The organism is Roseovarius sp. MMSF_3359, from assembly GCF_030733385.1.
Lineage (GTDB): Bacteria > Pseudomonadota > Alphaproteobacteria > Rhodobacterales > Rhodobacteraceae > Roseovarius.
The window spans coordinates 99,814-116,039 of sequence record NZ_JASHJC010000005.1; the positions used below are offsets into that span (position 1 = coordinate 99,814).

Annotated in this window: 18 protein-coding genes; 12 read left to right on the forward strand and 6 right to left on the reverse strand. The window is 62.0% G+C overall.

Translation table 11 applies throughout. The features are described from left to right. Positions 1-136: 136 nt before the first annotated feature. The 5 genes from RBB29_RS09045 to RBB29_RS09065 all read left to right on the forward strand — a co-directional run bounded on the left by RBB29_RS09045 (position 137) and on the right by RBB29_RS09065 (position 4,621). Positions 137-517, forward strand: a complete 381-nt coding sequence (locus RBB29_RS09045; protein WP_306115874.1) for a hypothetical protein — start codon at positions 137-139, stop codon at positions 515-517. A gap of 67 nt (positions 518-584) precedes the next feature. Continuing rightward, positions 585-1,964 (forward strand): M17 family metallopeptidase, encoded by a 1,380-nt coding sequence (locus RBB29_RS09050; RefSeq protein WP_306115875.1) that lies wholly within the window; start codon positions 585-587, stop codon positions 1,962-1,964. Next, the gene (locus RBB29_RS09055; protein WP_306115876.1) at positions 1,961-2,800 is read left to right on the forward strand and encodes an NlpC/P60 family protein; all 840 of its coding nucleotides are present in this window, start codon (positions 1,961-1,963) and stop codon (positions 2,798-2,800) included. The genes RBB29_RS09050 and RBB29_RS09055 overlap by 4 nt, the downstream gene beginning before the upstream one ends. Continuing rightward, entirely contained in the window at positions 2,797-3,762 is a 966-nt protein-coding gene (gene speB, locus RBB29_RS09060) for an agmatinase (protein WP_306115877.1), read from the forward strand. The genes RBB29_RS09055 and speB overlap by 4 nt, the downstream gene beginning before the upstream one ends. A 4-nt stretch (positions 3,763-3,766) precedes the next feature. After that, on the forward strand, positions 3,767-4,621 hold the full coding sequence (locus RBB29_RS09065; RefSeq protein ID WP_306115878.1) for a class I SAM-dependent methyltransferase: 855 nt from the start codon (positions 3,767-3,769) through the stop codon (positions 4,619-4,621). Between the two features lie 6 nt (positions 4,622-4,627). On the opposite strand, the gene RBB29_RS09070 is transcribed toward RBB29_RS09065, so the two are convergent. The 3 genes from RBB29_RS09070 to RBB29_RS09080 all read right to left on the reverse strand — a co-directional run bounded on the left by RBB29_RS09070 (position 4,628) and on the right by RBB29_RS09080 (position 5,693). Then, positions 4,628-5,056 (reverse strand): hypothetical protein, encoded by a 429-nt coding sequence (locus RBB29_RS09070; RefSeq protein WP_306115879.1) that lies wholly within the window; start codon positions 5,054-5,056, stop codon positions 4,628-4,630. Further along, positions 5,053-5,397 carry a DUF2794 domain-containing protein gene (locus tag RBB29_RS09075; protein ID WP_306115880.1) on the reverse strand — a complete coding sequence of 115 codons (345 nt, stop codon included), beginning with the start codon at positions 5,395-5,397 and terminating at the stop codon, positions 5,053-5,055. Before RBB29_RS09075 ends, RBB29_RS09070 begins: the two co-directional genes overlap by 4 nt. 122 nt (positions 5,398-5,519) lie before the next feature. Beyond that, positions 5,520-5,693, reverse strand: coding sequence for an RSP_7527 family protein (locus RBB29_RS09080; RefSeq protein WP_306115881.1), 174 nt, complete (start codon positions 5,691-5,693; stop codon positions 5,520-5,522). Between the two features lie 207 nt (positions 5,694-5,900). Between RBB29_RS09080 and RBB29_RS09085 the strand changes: the two genes are divergently transcribed. Next, positions 5,901-6,272 carry a cupin domain-containing protein gene (locus tag RBB29_RS09085; protein WP_306115882.1) on the forward strand — a complete coding sequence of 124 codons (372 nt, stop codon included), beginning with the start codon at positions 5,901-5,903 and terminating at the stop codon, positions 6,270-6,272. Between the two features lie 120 nt (positions 6,273-6,392). Here RBB29_RS09085 and RBB29_RS09090 read toward each other — a convergent pair whose 3' ends face one another. From RBB29_RS09090 to RBB29_RS09100, 3 genes are all read right to left on the reverse strand, one after another. After that, positions 6,393-6,557: a hypothetical protein gene (locus RBB29_RS09090; RefSeq protein WP_306115883.1), complete on the reverse strand. Its 165-nt coding sequence runs from the start codon at positions 6,555-6,557 to the stop codon at positions 6,393-6,395. A 151-nt stretch (positions 6,558-6,708) separates the two neighbouring features. Then, complete coding sequence (locus RBB29_RS09095) at positions 6,709-7,167, reverse strand: DNA polymerase III subunit chi (RefSeq protein ID WP_306115884.1); 459 nt, start codon at positions 7,165-7,167, stop codon at positions 6,709-6,711. A gap of 2 nt (positions 7,168-7,169) precedes the next feature. Continuing rightward, positions 7,170-8,642 carry a leucyl aminopeptidase gene (locus RBB29_RS09100; protein WP_306115885.1) on the reverse strand — a complete coding sequence of 491 codons (1,473 nt, stop codon included), beginning with the start codon at positions 8,640-8,642 and terminating at the stop codon, positions 7,170-7,172. A 122-nt stretch (positions 8,643-8,764) separates the two neighbouring features. Between RBB29_RS09100 and lptF the strand changes: the two genes are divergently transcribed. The 6 genes from lptF to rsmA are packed head-to-tail and all read left to right on the forward strand — an operon-like array spanning position 8,765 to position 16,220. Then, complete coding sequence (gene lptF / locus RBB29_RS09105) at positions 8,765-9,910, forward strand: LPS export ABC transporter permease LptF (protein ID WP_371931461.1); 1,146 nt, start codon at positions 8,765-8,767, stop codon at positions 9,908-9,910. Continuing rightward, positions 9,907-10,998: an LPS export ABC transporter permease LptG gene (gene lptG / locus RBB29_RS09110; protein ID WP_306115886.1), complete on the forward strand. Its 1,092-nt coding sequence runs from the start codon at positions 9,907-9,909 to the stop codon at positions 10,996-10,998. Before lptF ends, lptG begins: the two co-directional genes overlap by 4 nt. Continuing rightward, positions 10,995-13,175, forward strand: a complete 2,181-nt coding sequence (locus RBB29_RS09115; protein ID WP_306115887.1) for an LPS-assembly protein LptD — start codon at positions 10,995-10,997, stop codon at positions 13,173-13,175. Before lptG ends, RBB29_RS09115 begins: the two co-directional genes overlap by 4 nt. Positions 13,176-13,180: 5 nt before the next feature. Then, on the forward strand, positions 13,181-14,422 hold the full coding sequence (locus RBB29_RS09120) for a peptidylprolyl isomerase (RefSeq protein WP_306115888.1): 1,242 nt from the start codon (positions 13,181-13,183) through the stop codon (positions 14,420-14,422). Next, positions 14,419-15,387 carry a 4-hydroxythreonine-4-phosphate dehydrogenase PdxA gene (gene pdxA, locus RBB29_RS09125; protein WP_306115889.1) on the forward strand — a complete coding sequence of 323 codons (969 nt, stop codon included), beginning with the start codon at positions 14,419-14,421 and terminating at the stop codon, positions 15,385-15,387. The genes RBB29_RS09120 and pdxA overlap by 4 nt, the downstream gene beginning before the upstream one ends. Beyond that, complete coding sequence (rsmA, locus tag RBB29_RS09130; RefSeq protein ID WP_306115890.1) at positions 15,384-16,220, forward strand: 16S rRNA (adenine(1518)-N(6)/adenine(1519)-N(6))-dimethyltransferase RsmA; 837 nt, start codon at positions 15,384-15,386, stop codon at positions 16,218-16,220. The genes pdxA and rsmA overlap by 4 nt, the downstream gene beginning before the upstream one ends. Positions 16,221-16,226 lie beyond the last annotated feature (6 nt).

Sequence of the window (16,226 nt, forward strand, 5' to 3'; positions counted from 1 at the left end):
GCTGGTCGTTTGTCCGCTAGTTATTAGAAATTCGAGAAGAATTCGAGAGAGAATTACCCCACCGCGCAACGATTTGGGAACCCCTCTGAGGCAGGATGGCCAAAGCTATGGGGGCGAAGAAGCATAAGGTGAGATTGTGGAACAAGTAACTACGCTGAGACATGACGAGGTGGTTCGGGTCAATCCCGACAGGCTCGAGGAACTGTATCGCCAGTTGGGCGAAACAGGGGCCGAGGATGTCGTGTGCCGTGCCCTCGAAGAGCTTGCCGCGCGCCTGTCTCATACCGAACGCTGCTTTCGCGAGATGCGCCACCATGACATGCGCAAAAGTGCGCGCAGCCTGGTGGCGATCGCCGAACAGATCGGCATGTCCCTGCTGGCGCAGGTCGCGCTGGACGTGACGATCTGCATCGACGCGGGTGACAAGATTGCCCTATCGGCCACGATGGCGCGTCTGCTGCGAATCGGGGAACGGTCGCTTACGCAGATCTGGGATCTTCAGGATCTTTCTATTTGAGCCCTTGCAGGCGCCGCGCAGACCGATAGGCTGGGTCCGAATTTGACCCGGCAGGAAGGCCCGCGCGATGTCCCTGACTTTTTCCGATGCAACCGCGGATGCGATCTCCGTACATGTCGTCGCGGCGGATGCGCTTGACGCCTGGCTGCAGTCGCAGCCGGATCACGTCACGAAATGGGTAAAATCATCAGGGTTTTCCGGATCTCTTGGCGCCACACTCCTGATCCCGGACGGCGACGGCGGTATCGCCCTGGCACTGGCCGGATATGGCACCGAGGCTGCGCGATCACGTGGGCGTTTTCACCTGGCCGCCGCGGCGTCGGCCCTGCCGGAAGGGAATTACCGGTTGGAAAGATTGCCAACGGATCGCGCCGAGGAAGAGGCGCTCGGCTGGCTCCTCGCCGGGTATGCGTTCGATCGGTACAAGGAGCAGAAACCAGCCAAGGCGAAACTGGTCCCACCAGAGGGGGTGGATGCCGCACGACTGGAAGTGATCGCGGCCGGCGAGGCGCTGACCCGTGATCTCATCAACACGCCCGCGTCGGACATGGGCCCGGATGACCTTGAAAACGCCTGCCACAAGCTGGCGCAGGAACACGGCGCCGGGATTTCCGTGATCGCGGGTGAGGCGCTGATCGAAGAGAACTTCCCGATGATCCACACGGTGGGTCGTGCGGCGGCCCGCGCGCCGCGCCTGATTGACATGAGTTGGGGCGATGCTGGCCCGACGCTGACGCTGGTGGGGAAAGGTGTCTGCTTCGACACTGGCGGGCTGAACCTCAAACCCGGCGGCAGCATGGGGCTGATGAAGAAGGATATGGGCGGCGCGGCCACGGTCCTGGGCCTTGCGCATATGATCATGGGTCTTGGCCTCGGCCTGCGCCTCAGGGTGCTGATCCCGGCGGTCGAAAACGCGGTCAGCGCCGATGCCTACCGCCCCGGCGACATCCTGACCGCGCGCAATGGCCTGACGGTGGAGGTCAACAACACCGATGCCGAGGGGCGCCTGGTGCTGGCCGATGCATTGGCGCTTGGGGCAGAGGATACGCCCGACCTGATGATTTCGATGGCAACGCTGACCGGGGCCGCGCGCGTGGCGGTCGGCCCGGACCTTGCGCCCTATTATACCGATGACGGTGCCATGGCATCGGCGCTCGAAACCGCGGCGGCGCGCATGGCCGACCCGGTCTGGCGCCTGCCGTTTCACGCGCCCTATGAGGCGATGATCGAACCCGGCATCGCCGATCTCGACAATGCGCCCAAGGGCGGGTTTGCCGGGTCCATTACCGCCGCACTTTTCCTGCGTCGGTTCGCGGGCGACGTCCCTTACACCCATTTCGACATCTACGGCTGGTCCCCGACCGCCGCACCTGCCAGACCCAAGGGCGGCGTGGGCATGGGCGCGCGGGCCGTGTTAGAGGCCCTACCTGAGGTATTGGAGTTATGACGGATCGACGACTTCTGGCTGCAAATGACCGTGTGGCGCATGACAGCTTAAGCGGTCAGATCGAAGCGGCGACATTCGTGGCAGGCGAAACGAAACGCTGTATCTTGCCGCAAGTCGACCTCTGCCGCACCGCCGGCGGCGCACGGGACAAGCAGCTTCTGCTGGGCCAACCCTTCCGGGTTCTGGATGTCCATGACGGTTGGGCATTCGGGTTTGACGAGGTTGATGGCTATGTCGGCTATTTGCCTGAAAACGCCATCGGAAACACGGACGCGCCAAACCACCGGGTAAAGGCCCTCTTGGCGCATGTCTATTCGGAACCGGATTTCAAATCGCCTGAAATCGGCTTGCTGAGCTTTTTCTCCGAGGTGACGGCAGAACCGGAAACAGAACGCTTCTCTGCACTGACCGGTGGCGGTTACATTGCAACACCCCATCTGGCCCCGCTGTCATGGCGGGCTGATGACATGGTGGGCGTTGCCGAGTTATTTTTGGGCACGCCCTATCTCTGGGGTGGAAATACGGCCACCGGGATAGACTGTTCCGGGCTTGTTCAACTGGCGGCCTATGCGCACGGTTTTGCCGCCCCGCGCGACAGCGACCTGCAACAGGCAGAGCTGGGTCAGGAATTGCCCGAAGACACGCCTCTGCGCCGGGGCGATCTGCTGTTTTGGAAGGGTCATGTCGCCTGGGTGGTTGACGAAGGTACCATCCTTCATGCCAATGCGCATCACATGGCCGTGGTCTGTGAACCGATGCAGGAGGCCATCACCCGTATCGAGGCACAGGGCGATGGCCCGGTGACCGCGCGCAAACGCCTGGGAGGAGTTTCATGAGCGATCCGTTTTTTCACCCCGTTTCGGGGTTCGACCTGCCACGTTTTGCCGGCGTGCCGACCTTCATGCGGCTGCCTTACGTGCCGCATGGTCATGAGCGTTACGGCGATGTGCAGATCGGGCTGATCGGCGTTCCCTGGGACAGCGGCACCACCAACCGGCCCGGTCCGCGCCATGGCCCGCGGCAGTTGCGCGATGCCTCGACCATGATGCGCGCGCAACATCCGGTAAACGGCACGCGGCCTTACGAGGCCGCGAATTGTGCCGATCTGGGCGACGTAGGCCCGAACCCGGCGGATATTATCGACAGCATGGACCGCATCACCGCCTTCTACGATCAGGTTCTGGCGGCGGGGATCAAGCCGCTGACCGCGGGGGGTGATCACCTGACCTCGCTGCCGGTCTTGCGGTCGCTGGCCAAGGTGCATGGCCCCATGGGAATGGTACATTTCGACAGCCATACGGACCTTTTCCACTCTTATTTCGGCGGCACGATGTACACCCATGGCACGCCCTTCCGCCGCGCGGTCGAAGAGGGGCTTCTGGACCCCAAGCGCGTGGTGCAGATCGGCCTGCGCGGCACGATGTATGACACCGAGGATCGCGACTTTGCCGCGGCGAACGGTATCCGCCTGATCCTGATCGAAGAGTTCCACGCCCGAGGGGTCGAGGACGTGATGGCCGAGGCACGTGAGATCGCAGGAAGCGGCAAGACCTATGTCAGCTATGACATTGATTTCGTCGATCCGACCTTTGCCCCGGGCACCGGCACGCCCGAGGTGGGCGGGCCAAACAGCTATCAGGCGCTGCAGGTCTGTCGCGAGCTGGCAGGGCTCGATATCGTCGGGGCGGATATGGTCGAGGTGTCGCCGCCTTTCGACACATCGGGCGGCACGGCGTTTCTGGGTGTGTCCATCATGTTCGAAATCCTCTGCGTGATGGCCGCCCAAGCCGGGGCCTGACCAGATGCCAGACACGCCCGATACCGATCAGTCCGAATATTGGCGGTCGGCCCAGCAATGGGTCGATCAGCAGGAAACACTTGATGCAATGATGCAGCCCGTGCTCGAGCGGCTTCTGACAGAGGCGGCGTTGGCACCGGGCGTGCGGGTGCTCGACATCGGATGTGGCACCGGGGCCAGCACGATGGCCGCGGCGCAGGTCGTCGGGCCGGAAGGCCATGTGACGGGCGCGGATATCTCCGGCATCATGCTGGATCTGGCGCGGAACAGGACCCGTTCCGCCGGGATCGCAAACGCGCGTTTTCTGGAAAGCGACGCGCAGACCTACGACTTCGGCGATGCGGCCTATGACACCATCATGTCCCGCTTTGGCGTAATGTTCTTTGGCGATCCGGTGGCAGCCTTCGCCAACATTCGCAAGGCGCTCAAACCGGGCGGCACGATGGTGTTCCTGGCCTGGGCGGGCTTGTCGGCAAACCCATGGTTTGCCATCCCGCGGCAGGCGGCGATCGACGTGCTTGGCGCGCCAGAACCTTCCGATCCGCGCGCACCGGGACCGATGGCCTTTCAGGAACAGGACTATGTGGCCGGCATCTTGCGCGATGCCGGGTGGCACAATGTCTCGATCGAAGAGATCGGCGTTGAGTTGACACCGCCCGGCACGGTGGCCGACGTCGCAGGTTTTGCCACGCATCTTGGACCGGCGTCACGGATCATCGACGATCTTGGGGGCAACGACGCGGACACCCAAAAGGTCAAGGCATTGGTTGCTACCCGCCTTGCGGATTTCTCCTCGGGTGACGTGGTTCGCGTGCCCGCGCGGCTCAACCTCATCCGGGCATCGGGAACCGGCGCCTGAGCGTCATCACTGCCGGTCGATGCGCAGAAAAACGAGGCTTTGGCTCAGGGCGGCCTTGTCCTTGAGGGATACAGAGATCACCAGCCGACCGCGCTGATAGCGACGCAATTGATAGCTGTCGGGATGATTAACTGTGCTATCAGCGGGCAGAATTGTGGCGTCCGAAAAACAGCGTCTGACATCCTGGTCCAACCTCTCGAAAGCCGTGGTTGCGGCAGTATCCCGATAGGCAAAGGTCCAAAAACACAGGGTTGTCCTGCCGCCACGCTCGTCCTGGGACACCGAACACTCCGGGGTGCCTGCAGCGATCTCGATCTGGCTAATTTGGAAATCTCCGCCCTCCGCGTGATCCACCAGGTCCCGCAGGTCGGAACAGATATCCGCACAAGCCATCGCGGGCCAGAGCAAGAGGACAAGCGCAGCGCGCAGGGTCATTCGACCGCGCGGATCAGCTTGCGTTCGAGAATGCGCAGGACGGTCCTGAGGTCAGAGCCGCGTTTAAGAACCTGCCCTTCCGGGCCGATAATCGCATATTCACCCTGCTTGAGCCGAAGTTTCGGACGTTTCTCAATCCGGTAGAGCGGTGTCTCGGCGGTGCGGCGAAAAACCGAAAACACGGCCACATCGCGCAGGCAGGATATGCCGTAATCGCGCCATTCGCCCGCCGCAACCATGCGACCGTAGAGGGACAAAATAATGGAAAGCTCGGTTCTGTGAAAAGCCACCTGCGAGGTGCTTTGCGGCCCCGGAAACGGGGTGAGGGATTGAAAACTCATACCGCCAGTTTGCGCCAAATCGCCGGTTAATCAAGGGTTTTTCGACCCAAGCAACCCCGTGTGTGCCAAGGGGTGCCGGGTTTCGGCACCCGCCACCATACCGGCGGGCCGCATCACAGCCTTCAGGTGGTCAGATCGGAGGGATGGCGAGGACCCTGAAAGAGGCTCTTGAGGCCCGCGACCAGTTTGCGCAGCATTTCTGCGGTATATTCCGCGCGCATTTCATGCGCCTGAGCGATGATACGGTCAATTTCCTGTGGGGTCGGTGGGGTGGAGAATTTGGGGGCGTCAGCCATGATCTTGTCTCTTCCTGAGTTCAAGTGGTTCCTCCCACGGCGCATAAATTGTGCATCCGGACGCGAAACGCAAATCATAGCCGCTATGCGCCTGGGGCCGTGTCTCGGGCAGGCAAGCCGCGCTCGGTTTCAGATCTCGGCAGAGGTGTCGAATTCACCCACATCTTGCGCTAGGCTCACCCGACCAGAAATCAGCGGAGGCCGGTGATGACCCCCTACAAACCAGGCGATCCGATCGGACCGTTGGACGATTGGCCCTTCGACGCCCCAGAAAGCGATTATGTCATCCGCGATGGCGCGCCCCGTGCGTCCGGTCGGATCGACGCAGGCGGGCCGGGTCATGTCACGCGCAACGGTATCTGGCGCTGCACCAAGGGTGTTTTTGACTGTACCGAGCAGGGCGATGAATTGATGACGATCCTGACAGGCCGATGCCGTATCACGCAGCATCATGATTGGTCTGTCGCCGAACTCGCGCCCGGCGACAGCCTTTTCGTTCGCGATGGCAGCCGTGTGACATGGGACATCATCGAAGACGTCACTAAAGTATTTTTTGCCTATAAATCAAACGGGTACTAGATCCGCCACGTCACCACCCACGGCCCGGAACATGCCTGGCCTTTCGGTGACGCGGCGGCACTGGTTAAAGAAACAAACTTGCGGTGTCCCTGCATTCACGGACCACCATCGCGCTCGGGATCAGTTTGCGAGTGACCTCTTTTCCTTGGTCACGGTCTGATCTTTGACGTGATCCTTGGGAAAATGCAGCGTGGGCGTTGGCGCGCCGACGACGGAGCCTACGGCGAAGGAACTCGTGGCGGCAAAGGACAAGGCCAGTGCGAGGGTGAAAGTAATCGGTTTCATGTCTCAAATCTCCTGTGGGATCAATGTGGATTGGTTTGGTTAACAGGCAGGAGATATGCCAACGCCACGTTTCAGTTTTGCGTCGGGGTGCGATAAATTTTGTTTCAATCAGGTAAGGAGCAGGTTTCAGGCGGCGCTGCGCGCGCGAGGGTTATTTTTCCGCTTTCTTTTCCCAGCGACCGCTTTCTTCGGACCAGTACTGCGCGGAACACCCCGCGTCGGTCAGGGATTTCCACTGCCCTCGCGCCGTGTCCAGCGCGGCGGGATCGTTGCCATCGAAGAGAACGCAGACACGGTCGAGTGATGCAACCTCTTGCGGCGTTACGTCGGCGCCATCGACGCTCATCAAACAAGTGGCACCGTTGGGTATATCGGCGCTGGTGGTCAGCAGAACCGGCTGATCGGCCTCATGCGGTTTTCCCGCGACCCCGTGGGGCAAGAACCCCTCTTCGGGACCAAGCCACAGCTTTTGGTCAAGCCAGTCGATTCGCGCCGGATCACGTCCCCGCACCGCCACACGCCAGCCCGCCCCCATCGCCTTGCCCAAAAGCATGGGCAGCGTGACCTCCACCGGCCCGCGCGTCAGGTGATAGAAATAGGCGGCCCCCAAAATCAGTCGCCCTCGTAGACATCCGCCACCAGACGGTTGAGCGACATCACGCCCCAACCAGTGGCACCCTTGGGGGCATAGGTGGTCTCGGATTTGACCGAAGCGACCCCCGCGATATCGAGGTGAATCCACGGGCAGTCATCCTTGACGAAGCGTTGCAGGAACTGCGCCGCGGTGATCGACCCCGCCGCGCGGCCACCGACGTTTTTCATATCGGCAATCTGGCTTTTGAGGAGATCGTCATAGGCTTTGCCCATCGGCATGCGCCAGGCGCCCTCACCCTCCGCCTCGGCAGCCTTGAGGAAGTTGCGCGAGATCGTGTCATCGTTGGAAAAGACACCCGCATTTTCGTGGCCCAGGCCGATGATGATCGCGCCGGTCAGGGTGGCGAGGTTGATCATCCCGCAGGGTTTGTAGGTCTCCTGCGCGTACCAGAGCACATCGGCCAGAACCAGCCGACCTTCGGCATCGGTGTTGATGATCTCGACCGTATCGCCCTTCATCGACGTGACCACATCCCCGGGTCGCGTGGCGCGGTCGGAGGGCATGTTTTCGACCAGCCCGACAAGACCCACGACATTGGCCTTGGCCTTGCGCAGCGCCAGGGTACGCATCACACCGGTGACCACACCCGCGCCGCCCATATCCATGGTCATGTCTTCCATGCCAGCCGCCGGTTTGAGGCTGATCCCGCCGGTATCGAATACGACGCCTTTGCCAATAAGCGCCAGCGGGGCATCGCCCTTCTTGCCGCCGTTCCATTCCATGATCGCGACCTTCGAGGGCGTGATGGAGCCATGGCCCACCGACAGAAGAAGGTTCATGCCCAGCTTGCCCAACTCGTCTTCGTCGAGAATGGTGATCTTGAGGCCCAGATCGCCCATCGCCTCGATCCGGTTGGCAAATTCGGTGGTGGTCAGGTGATTGGCGGGCTCGCTGACCAAGTCACGTGTCATGAACACGCCTTCGGCGACGGCCATCGCGGCGGCGGCATCGGCTTTGGCCTCATCGGGCTTGGCAACCATCAAGGTGACGGCGCCGGCATCCTTGTCCTCGGCGGTTTTGTGGGTGGTGAACTCGTATGCGCGCAAGACGATGCCCAGCATCAGGTCAACCGGGCGGCGCACCTGCCCCGCCAGCACCAGAAGCGCCGATTTCCCCTTGGCCCGGCCCAGCGCCACCCCGACCTTGCGCACCTCCTCCTGCTTGGCAGCGCGCGGCAGGCAGATGACATCGAGCGCCTCGGCGGCCATGCCCGTTGGCCAGGCGACGGAGATTACATCACCGGCCTTTTTCTTTTCCCAGGTCTCGCTTTCGACCAGCCGCGCCAGGGCACCCTTGGTCAGGCGGTTGACTCTGCGCGCACCTGCATCAAGCTTGCCATCGGGTGTCACGACGACGGCCACACGGCCCTCGGCCCCGGCAATAAGATCAATGTTGGTTTCCTGAAAATCTACTGTGGCCGGGCTGGTCATGCATCTGCTCCTAACTGCTGTTGACCAGAGTCCTAGCGCGCCATTGCCGACATTGCCAGATAGCAGTTTTCCCGGGCGATCAATTCCGTTAGTCTTCGCCCCGTAAGGCAGTTTGATGGGGGATGCGTGTGACCAGATTCGACAGATACATGCTGTCGCAATTCATGGTGCTTTTCGGATTCTTCGCGCTGGTGCTCGTGTCGATCTTCTGGATCAACAAGGCGGTGCGTATGTTCGACCGCCTGATCGCCGACGGACAACCTGCCTGGGTTTTCCTTGAATTCACCGCTCTGACCCTGCCGGGTGTCATCGGGATCGTGCTGCCGATCGCGGCCTTTGCGGGGGCGGTCTATGTCACCAACCGGCTGAGCACGGAAAGCGAATTGACCGTCATGCAGGCCACGGGGTATTCGCCCTATCGGCTGGTGCGGCCCGTGGTGGTCTATGGCATGATCATCGCAGTCATGATGTCGATCCTTACCCACTTCCTGATCCCGGCGAGCCTTTCGCAACTCAAGCAGCGCCGCGCCGAGATCAGCCAGAACATCACTGCCAAGCTGCTGACCGCCGGGGAATTCCTGCATCCGGCTCCCGGCATCACCTTCTACATCCGCCACATCACGCCAGTGGGGGAGTTGCAAAACGTGTTTCTTTCGGACCGGCGTGATCAGACCAATCCCGTGGCCTATACCTCCTCCACCGCCTACCTGGTGCAGGAGGGTGGTGGCACCAAGCTGGTGATGGTCAAGGGGTTGGCGCAGAACCTGAACCGCCAGGACAACCGGCTTTTCACCACGCATTTCGACGATTTTTCCTATGACATCAGCACACTCGTTTCGCGCAATGCCATCAACCTGAACGACATCAGCTTTGCCGCAACGCAGGACCTGCTGCGCCGCCCCGAGGAGATGGCCGAAACAGCAGGTATCCGGGTGGGCGAGGTCGCATATGAAGCGCATAACAGGTTTGCCCAGGCATTGATGTGCGTTGTCGCGGCGACGGTAGGTTTTGCGACTCTGCTCTTGGGCAACTACAGCAGGTTTGGCGTCTGGCGACAGGTGGTGATCGCGTTTTTCCTGCTGGTCGGCCTGAAGGTGGTCGAGGGGGTCGTATCTGGACCGGTTCTGTCGAATGCCGCGCTCTGGCCGCTCTTGTATATTCCCGTGGCGATTGGTGGGGTCCTGACGGTTATCCTGCTCTACATTTCCGCCAATCCGGGATTTGGCCGGGTGTTCAGGCGCCGACAGGCGTCGGGAGATGCCGCATGATCCTGCATTTCTACTTTGCCCGGCGGTTCCTTTGGACCTTTCTCAGCATCTTCTTCGTTTTCGTGATGCTGCTCGGCCTGATCGACCTTGTGGACGAGTTACAGGATTTTCCGGATCTGGCTTTCGGCCAGGTGCTCGAGATCGTGCTGCTGAAACTGCCCAAGGCCAACTACGAGATCTTGCCCCTGATCGTCATCCTTGCCTCGGTTGCATTGTTCGTGCGGCTGGCGCGGTCATCCGAACTTGTCGTGGTCCGGGCGGCGGGCCGATCGGCGCTTGGCAGCCTGATTGCGCCACTGACCGTCGCCGCAATGATCGGCATCCTGTCGGTGACCATGTTCAATCCGATCGTCGCCGCCTCGTCCAAACGCTACAATGACCTCGTCAACACCTATATCGGCTTTGGCTCGAACGTCCTGGCGATTTCGGCCGAGGGGCTTTGGCTGCGTCAGGGGACATCCGAGGGTCAGACGGTTATCCATGCCGCGCGCGCCAGTTCGGATGTCAGCGTCCTTTTCGATACGACTTTCGTTTCCTTTTCCCCCGAGGGTGAGCCGCTCTCGCGCATTGCCGCGCGCAAAGCGACCCTGGCGGACGGGGAATGGCAGCTGTCCAAGGCCAAGAAATGGGATCTGAGCCGCGGCACCAACCCGGAATCGAGGGCAATTGCCAGCGCGGAGATGACCATCCCTTCGTCCCTGACCCAGGCCCGGATCGTGGAGAGTTTCGGCAAGCCCGAGTACATTCCAATCTGGGATCTTCCGCGTTTCATCGCGCAGCTTGAACAGGCCGGTTTCTCTGCCCGCCGGTATGAAATGTGGTTTCAGATGGAATTGGCGCGCCCGCTTTTCCTGACGGCGCTCGTTCTGGTCGCCGCGGCCTTCACCATGCGCCATACCCGCCTTGGCAATACCGGCGTTGCGGTTCTGACCGCCGTCATGCTTGGCTTCAGCTTGCATTACATCCGCAATTTCGCGCAGATCCTGGGGGAAAACGGGCAGATTCCGATCCTTCTCGCCGCCTGGGCGCCGCCGGTGGCCTCACTGCTCTTGGCACTGGGGATCGTGCTGCATATGGAGGACGGATGACCCGAGTGTTCCGCCTCTTCGCTGCGATTTCCGCGCTGCTGCTTACGCCTCTGACCGCGCAAGCGCAGGACACGCCGGACCTCGGCGCGCTGCTGGTGGCTGATGAGGTCTATATCACCGGTGACAAGAAGCTGGTCGCCGAGGGCAATGTCGAAGCGGTCTACGAGGGTCAGAGATTGCAGGCACGGTCGATCACCTATGACCAGACCACGGAGATCCTGTCGATTGAGGGGCCGATTGTTCTGGACGACGGGGTGAACACGCTGGTCCTGGCTGATGCCGGCGAACTGGATCGCGAGTTTCATAACGGTGTGCTGACCGGTGCGCGGGTTGTGCTAGACGATCAATTGCAGATGGCCGCGAACAAGATGACGCGGGTCAACGGGCGATACACGCAATTGCACAAGGTATCGGTCACGTCCTGCCGCATCTGCCACGAAGGCAACCGCCCGCTCTGGCAGATCCGGGCCAAGCGCGTGATCCACGACCAGGAAGAGAGACAGCTTTACTTTCACGATGCGCAGTTCAGGGTGCTCGACGTGCCGATCATCTACCTGCCGCGCCTGCGACTGCCGGACCCGACCCTGGAACGCGCCACCGGCTTCCTGATCCCGTCGGTCCACAGTTCGACCGAGCTGGGTTTCGGGGTCAAGGTGCCTTATTTCATCAAGCTCGGCGATCATCGCGACCTGACCCTGACACCGTTTATCGCCACCGAGTCGACAACGCTTGAATTCCGGTATCGCCAGGCGTTCCGCGATGGCAATATCGAAGTCAACGGTGCCGCCTCAAATGATCGGGCGGGCAACCGGACCAATCGCGGTTATCTCTTCATCGACGGCAATTTCAGCCTGCCCCGCGACTTCCAGTTGAGGTTCGATCTCGAAGCCGTCAATGACGACGAATATCTCGAAGATTACGGGATTACCGCCAAGAACCGGCTGGACAGCGAAATCTCGATCTCGCGCGCCCGGCGGGATGAATTCATCCGTGGTGCAATCACGCATTTCAAGACGCTGGTGGTGGGGGAGAATAACTCAACTTTCCCAACCGTGGTGGGCAATGCGGAATACGAGCGGCGCGTGCATCTGAAACGCCTCGGCGGCGAGTTGCGGTTCGGGATCGAGGCGCATTCGCATTACCGCAGTTCCGATCTTTCGGTGGACGGGTTGGATGTGGACCGGTTTGCCGACGGGCGTGACGTCAATCGCCTGACCGCTAGCGTTGACTGGCACCGTCGCTGGATCTTGCCTTATGGCATCCTTTCGCAGTTCCAGACTGGCGTCGCCTTCGACACCTTCCGGATCAGTCAGACCGGCGGGACATCGCGGTCGGAGGCAAGTGAGATCACGCCATCGACCTCCTTGGTGCTCAGGATGCCGCTGATCAAATCGACACCGACCGGGGCGACCCATGTGATTGAGCCGATGTTGCAACTGGCCTGGGTCGGCGGCAGCAATCCGGACGTGCCAAACGACGAAAGCACGCGGATTGATTTCGACGAGGGCAACCTTCTGTCCCTGTCACGGTTCACCGCACCGGACCGGCGGGAGCGCGGCGCCAGCCTCGCCTACGGCGTCAACTGGACCCGCCACGATCCGCGCGGATGGAAATCGTCGCTGACCTTCGGGCAGGTGGTGCGCGACGAAGTACTAGTCGAAGTGGATGGCACAACCAGTTTCACCAACGCCTCCGGCCTGCAGGACAGGTTCTCGGATTACCTGATTGCCGGTCAGATCAAGATGCCCAACGGCATCTCCTTCACCGCCCGCAGCATCTTTGACGACGCTTTCGACACCACCAAGGCCGAGGCGCGCGCCAATTGGCGTAATCAGCGTGCCGATCTGGGCGCGACCTTCATCTGGCTGCAGGCCGACCCGGCAGAAGCGCGGGCCCGGACCATTTCGGAATGGGCGTTTGACGGCAGTTACAGGCTGGCGCGGCACTGGACGGGCAGCGCCGAATGGCGTTATGACGTTGTCACAGACAAAAGTGTTCGGGCGGGTGTCGGGTTGAAATACACCAATGAGTGCGTGGAAATCGAGCTTTCGGCCTTACGCCGTTTCACCACGTCCACTAATCTCGAAGCGTCGACCGATATCGGCCTCACCATAGGGCTCAGAGGGTTCAGTACCACAACCGAGGACAAATCCTATACTCGGAAATGCAGGAAGTAAGCAGTATGACAAGCACGATGCGCAAACCCCTCGTGACATTTTTCCGGGCCGCTTTTCTGGCCACTCTCGGAGCCATCGCCGCGCTGCCCGCATCGGCGCAGAACCTCTTCGAGACCGTCATCACCGTCAACGATCAGTCAATCACCCGCTATGAGCTCGAGCAGCGCGCGCGCATGCTGTCGCTCTTTCGGGCGCCTGGTGATCCGCAGAAGCTGGCGCGTGAGCAGCTGATCGAAGACCGGCTGAAGCTCGATGCCGCCCTGGCCAACGGGTTGATCCTCGAGGACGCAGATGTGCGCGCCGGGATGGAAGAATTCGCCGGTCGTGTGAACATGGACTACGATCAGATGGTCCGCGCGCTGGCCGGCGCCGGTGTGGACGAGGCGAGCTTTCGCGAGTTCGTCAGGGCCGGTCTTGGATGGCGGGAACTGACGCAGGCGCGGTTTGCGAGCCGCGTTTCGGTCAGCGAATCTGATCTTGAACGTGCCAAGTCGGCGGTCTCGGGCCAGACCGGCGTGCGTGTCCTGCTGTCGGAAATCATCATGCCCACAAGCGGCGTTGACCCCCAGGCGGTACAGGAACGCGCCGCGCGCATCTCGGAACTGACGAGCGAAGCGGCCTTTTCGGCCGAGGCGCGCCGGCACTCTGCCACCGCTTCCCGGGATCGGGGCGGCCGCCTGCCCTGGCAGTCAATCACCGATCTGCCCCCTGTTCTGCGGTCCATCGTGCTGGCGCTTGCCCCCGGTGAGGTGACCGAGCCGCTGCCCCTTGATGGTGCCGTCGCCCTCTTTCAGTTGCGCGACATCGAAGAGCTCGACGCGCCAGCACCGCAATACTCCGCGATCGAGTACGCCGCCTATTACATCGACGGTGGGCGCAGCGATCAAGCCCTGGCCCGCGCCGCGCGCGTTGAAGCAGACGTAGATACCTGCGATGACCTCTACGGCGTGGCACATGGACAACCGGAATCGGTCCTCGATCGCGGCACCAAGGCGCCGGACGAGCTCCCCACGGATATCGCCATCGAACTGGCCAAGCTGGACCCGGGCGAGGTGTCTACCGCCCTGACTCGTGCCAATGGACAGACCCTTGTGTTCCTGATGCTGTGCGGACGTACGCCGCAGCTGGCAGAAGATGGCCCGTCCGACGAGGACCTGACTGGGTTCATCCGCGGTCAGCGTCTGCAATCCTTCTCTGACGGGTATCTTGAGCAATTGCGGGCCGAGGCTCGGATCGTCGAAAAATGACACAACCCGTCGCGCTCTGTTGCGGTGAACCGGCGGGCGTCGGACCGGAACTTGCGCTGCGCGCCTGGGAGGCGTCGGGCCGGGACCTGCCGTTTTTCCTGATTGGGGACCCGGCGCATCTTCCGGGTGGGCCGGTTGTTGAGATCGACGACCCCGCACAGGCGGCGGAGGCCTGCAAGACGGGGCTGCCCGTGTTGCCGCATCCCTTCCACGGGAAACTGACACCTGGCACGCCAAACCCGGATCATGCTCAAGGGGTCATTGACGTGATCGCCCGCGGCGTCGATCTGGTGCAATCGGGCATGGCCGCGGCCCTCTGCACCGCGCCCATTCACAAACAGGCCCTGCAGGATGGCGCCGGATTCGCCTATCCTGGGCATACCGAATACCTGGCGGCGCTGGCCGGGGTCGATGACGTGGCAATGATGCTGGCCAGCGATCAGCTTCGCGTCGTGCCTGCGACGATTCACATGGCGCTGGCCGACGTGCCGGAGCACCTGACGGATGAAAGCCTGGAGGCGACGATCCGGATCACCCATGCCGCCCTGATCCGCGATTTCGGCATCCCCCATCCGCGTCTTGCCGTTGCCGGGCTGAACCCGCACGCGGGCGAAGGCGGCAAGATGGGTCGCGAAGAGATCGAAATCATTGCGCCGCTATTGGATCGTCTGCGCAGCGATGGCCTTGATCTGCGGGGGCCGATGTCAGCCGATACGATGTTTCACGCCGCCGCCCGCGCGGGATATGACGCGGCGGTTGCAATGTATCACGATCAGGCGCTCATCCCGATCAAGACGCTGGATTTCGACCGGGGCGTGAACGTGACCCTCGGCCTGCCTTTCGTCCGGACGTCGCCGGACCACGGTACCGCCCTCGATATTGCAGGGCAGGGGATTGCCAATCCGACCTCGCTGATCGAGGCCCTGAAGATGGCCGCGCGGATGGGTACGGCGCGCGCGGCATGAGCATCGACGACCTGCCCCCGCTGCGTCAGGTAATTGCCAGCCATGGTCTGGCCGCGCGCAAATCGCTTGGGCAGAACTTCCTGCTCGATCTCAACCTGACCGCCAAGATCGCGCGGCAGGCGGGGGACCTGAGCGAATGCGATGTGCTCGAAATCGGCCCCGGACCCGGCGGACTTACCAGGGGACTGCTGTCCGAGGGGGCGCGCCGTATTCTCGCCGTCGAAAAGGATGCCCGCTGCCTGCCCGCGCTGGACGAGATTGCCCGCGCCGCGCCCGGGCGGCTGCAGGTCATCAACGCTGACGCGCTGGAGCTTGACCCGCTTGCGCATCTGACACCGCCCATCCGGGTGGTGGCTAACCTGCCTTACAATGTCGGCACGGAACTCCTGATCCGCTGGCTGACGCCGCCCGCGTGGCCGCCCTTCTGGCAAAGCCTGACCCTGATGTTCCAGCGCGAGGTCGCGGACCGGATCGTGGCCCAGCCCGGCGGCAAGGCTTACGGTCGGTTGGCGGTGCTGGCCCAATGGCGTTGCGACGCACGGATCGTCATGACCCTGCCGCCCGAGGCTTTCACGCCACCGCCCAAGATCTCAAGCGCGGTTGTCCATCTGAAGGCACTGCCGGCGCCGAGGTTCGACGCGGATCAGAAGACACTTGAAATGGTCGTGGCGCGCGCCTTCAATCAGCGCCGCAAGATGCTGCGCGCCGCGCTCAAGGGCCTTGCGCCGGATATCGAAGACCGGTTGATCGCCGCTGGCATCAAACCCACGGATCGGGCGGAAACCGTCGGGCTGGAACAGTTCTGCGCCCTGGCCCGCCAAATGAAAAAGTAACGCGGT

What these genes read in the sequence shown, in the direction of transcription:
- RBB29_RS09050 (WP_306115875.1), top strand. Translation starts at nt 585, where the DNA reads ATGTCCCTGACTTTTTCCGATGCAACCGCGGATGCGATCTCCGTACAT.
- RBB29_RS09055 (WP_306115876.1), top strand. Translation starts at nt 1,961, where the DNA reads ATGACGGATCGACGACTTCTGGCTGCAAATGACCGTGTGGCGCATGAC.
- speB (WP_306115877.1), top strand. Translation starts at nt 2,797, where the DNA reads ATGAGCGATCCGTTTTTTCACCCCGTTTCGGGGTTCGACCTGCCACGT.
- RBB29_RS09065 (WP_306115878.1), top strand. Translation starts at nt 3,767, where the DNA reads ATGCCAGACACGCCCGATACCGATCAGTCCGAATATTGGCGGTCGGCC.
- RBB29_RS09070 (WP_306115879.1), bottom strand. Translation starts at nt 5,056, where the DNA reads ATGACCCTGCGCGCTGCGCTTGTCCTCTTGCTCTGGCCCGCGATGGCT.
- RBB29_RS09075 (WP_306115880.1), bottom strand. Translation starts at nt 5,397, where the DNA reads ATGAGTTTTCAATCCCTCACCCCGTTTCCGGGGCCGCAAAGCACCTCG.
- RBB29_RS09080 (WP_306115881.1), bottom strand. Translation starts at nt 5,693, where the DNA reads ATGGCTGACGCCCCCAAATTCTCCACCCCACCGACCCCACAGGAAATT.
- RBB29_RS09085 (WP_306115882.1), top strand. Translation starts at nt 5,901, where the DNA reads ATGACCCCCTACAAACCAGGCGATCCGATCGGACCGTTGGACGATTGG.
- RBB29_RS09090 (WP_306115883.1), bottom strand. Translation starts at nt 6,557, where the DNA reads ATGAAACCGATTACTTTCACCCTCGCACTGGCCTTGTCCTTTGCCGCC.
- RBB29_RS09100 (WP_306115885.1), bottom strand. Translation starts at nt 8,642, where the DNA reads ATGACCAGCCCGGCCACAGTAGATTTTCAGGAAACCAACATTGATCTT.
- lptF (WP_371931461.1), top strand. Translation starts at nt 8,765, where the DNA reads ATGCGTGTGACCAGATTCGACAGATACATGCTGTCGCAATTCATGGTG.
- lptG (WP_306115886.1), top strand. Translation starts at nt 9,907, where the DNA reads ATGATCCTGCATTTCTACTTTGCCCGGCGGTTCCTTTGGACCTTTCTC.
- RBB29_RS09115 (WP_306115887.1), top strand. Translation starts at nt 10,995, where the DNA reads ATGACCCGAGTGTTCCGCCTCTTCGCTGCGATTTCCGCGCTGCTGCTT.
- RBB29_RS09120 (WP_306115888.1), top strand. Translation starts at nt 13,181, where the DNA reads ATGACAAGCACGATGCGCAAACCCCTCGTGACATTTTTCCGGGCCGCT.
- pdxA (WP_306115889.1), top strand. Translation starts at nt 14,419, where the DNA reads ATGACACAACCCGTCGCGCTCTGTTGCGGTGAACCGGCGGGCGTCGGA.
- rsmA (WP_306115890.1), top strand. Translation starts at nt 15,384, where the DNA reads ATGAGCATCGACGACCTGCCCCCGCTGCGTCAGGTAATTGCCAGCCAT.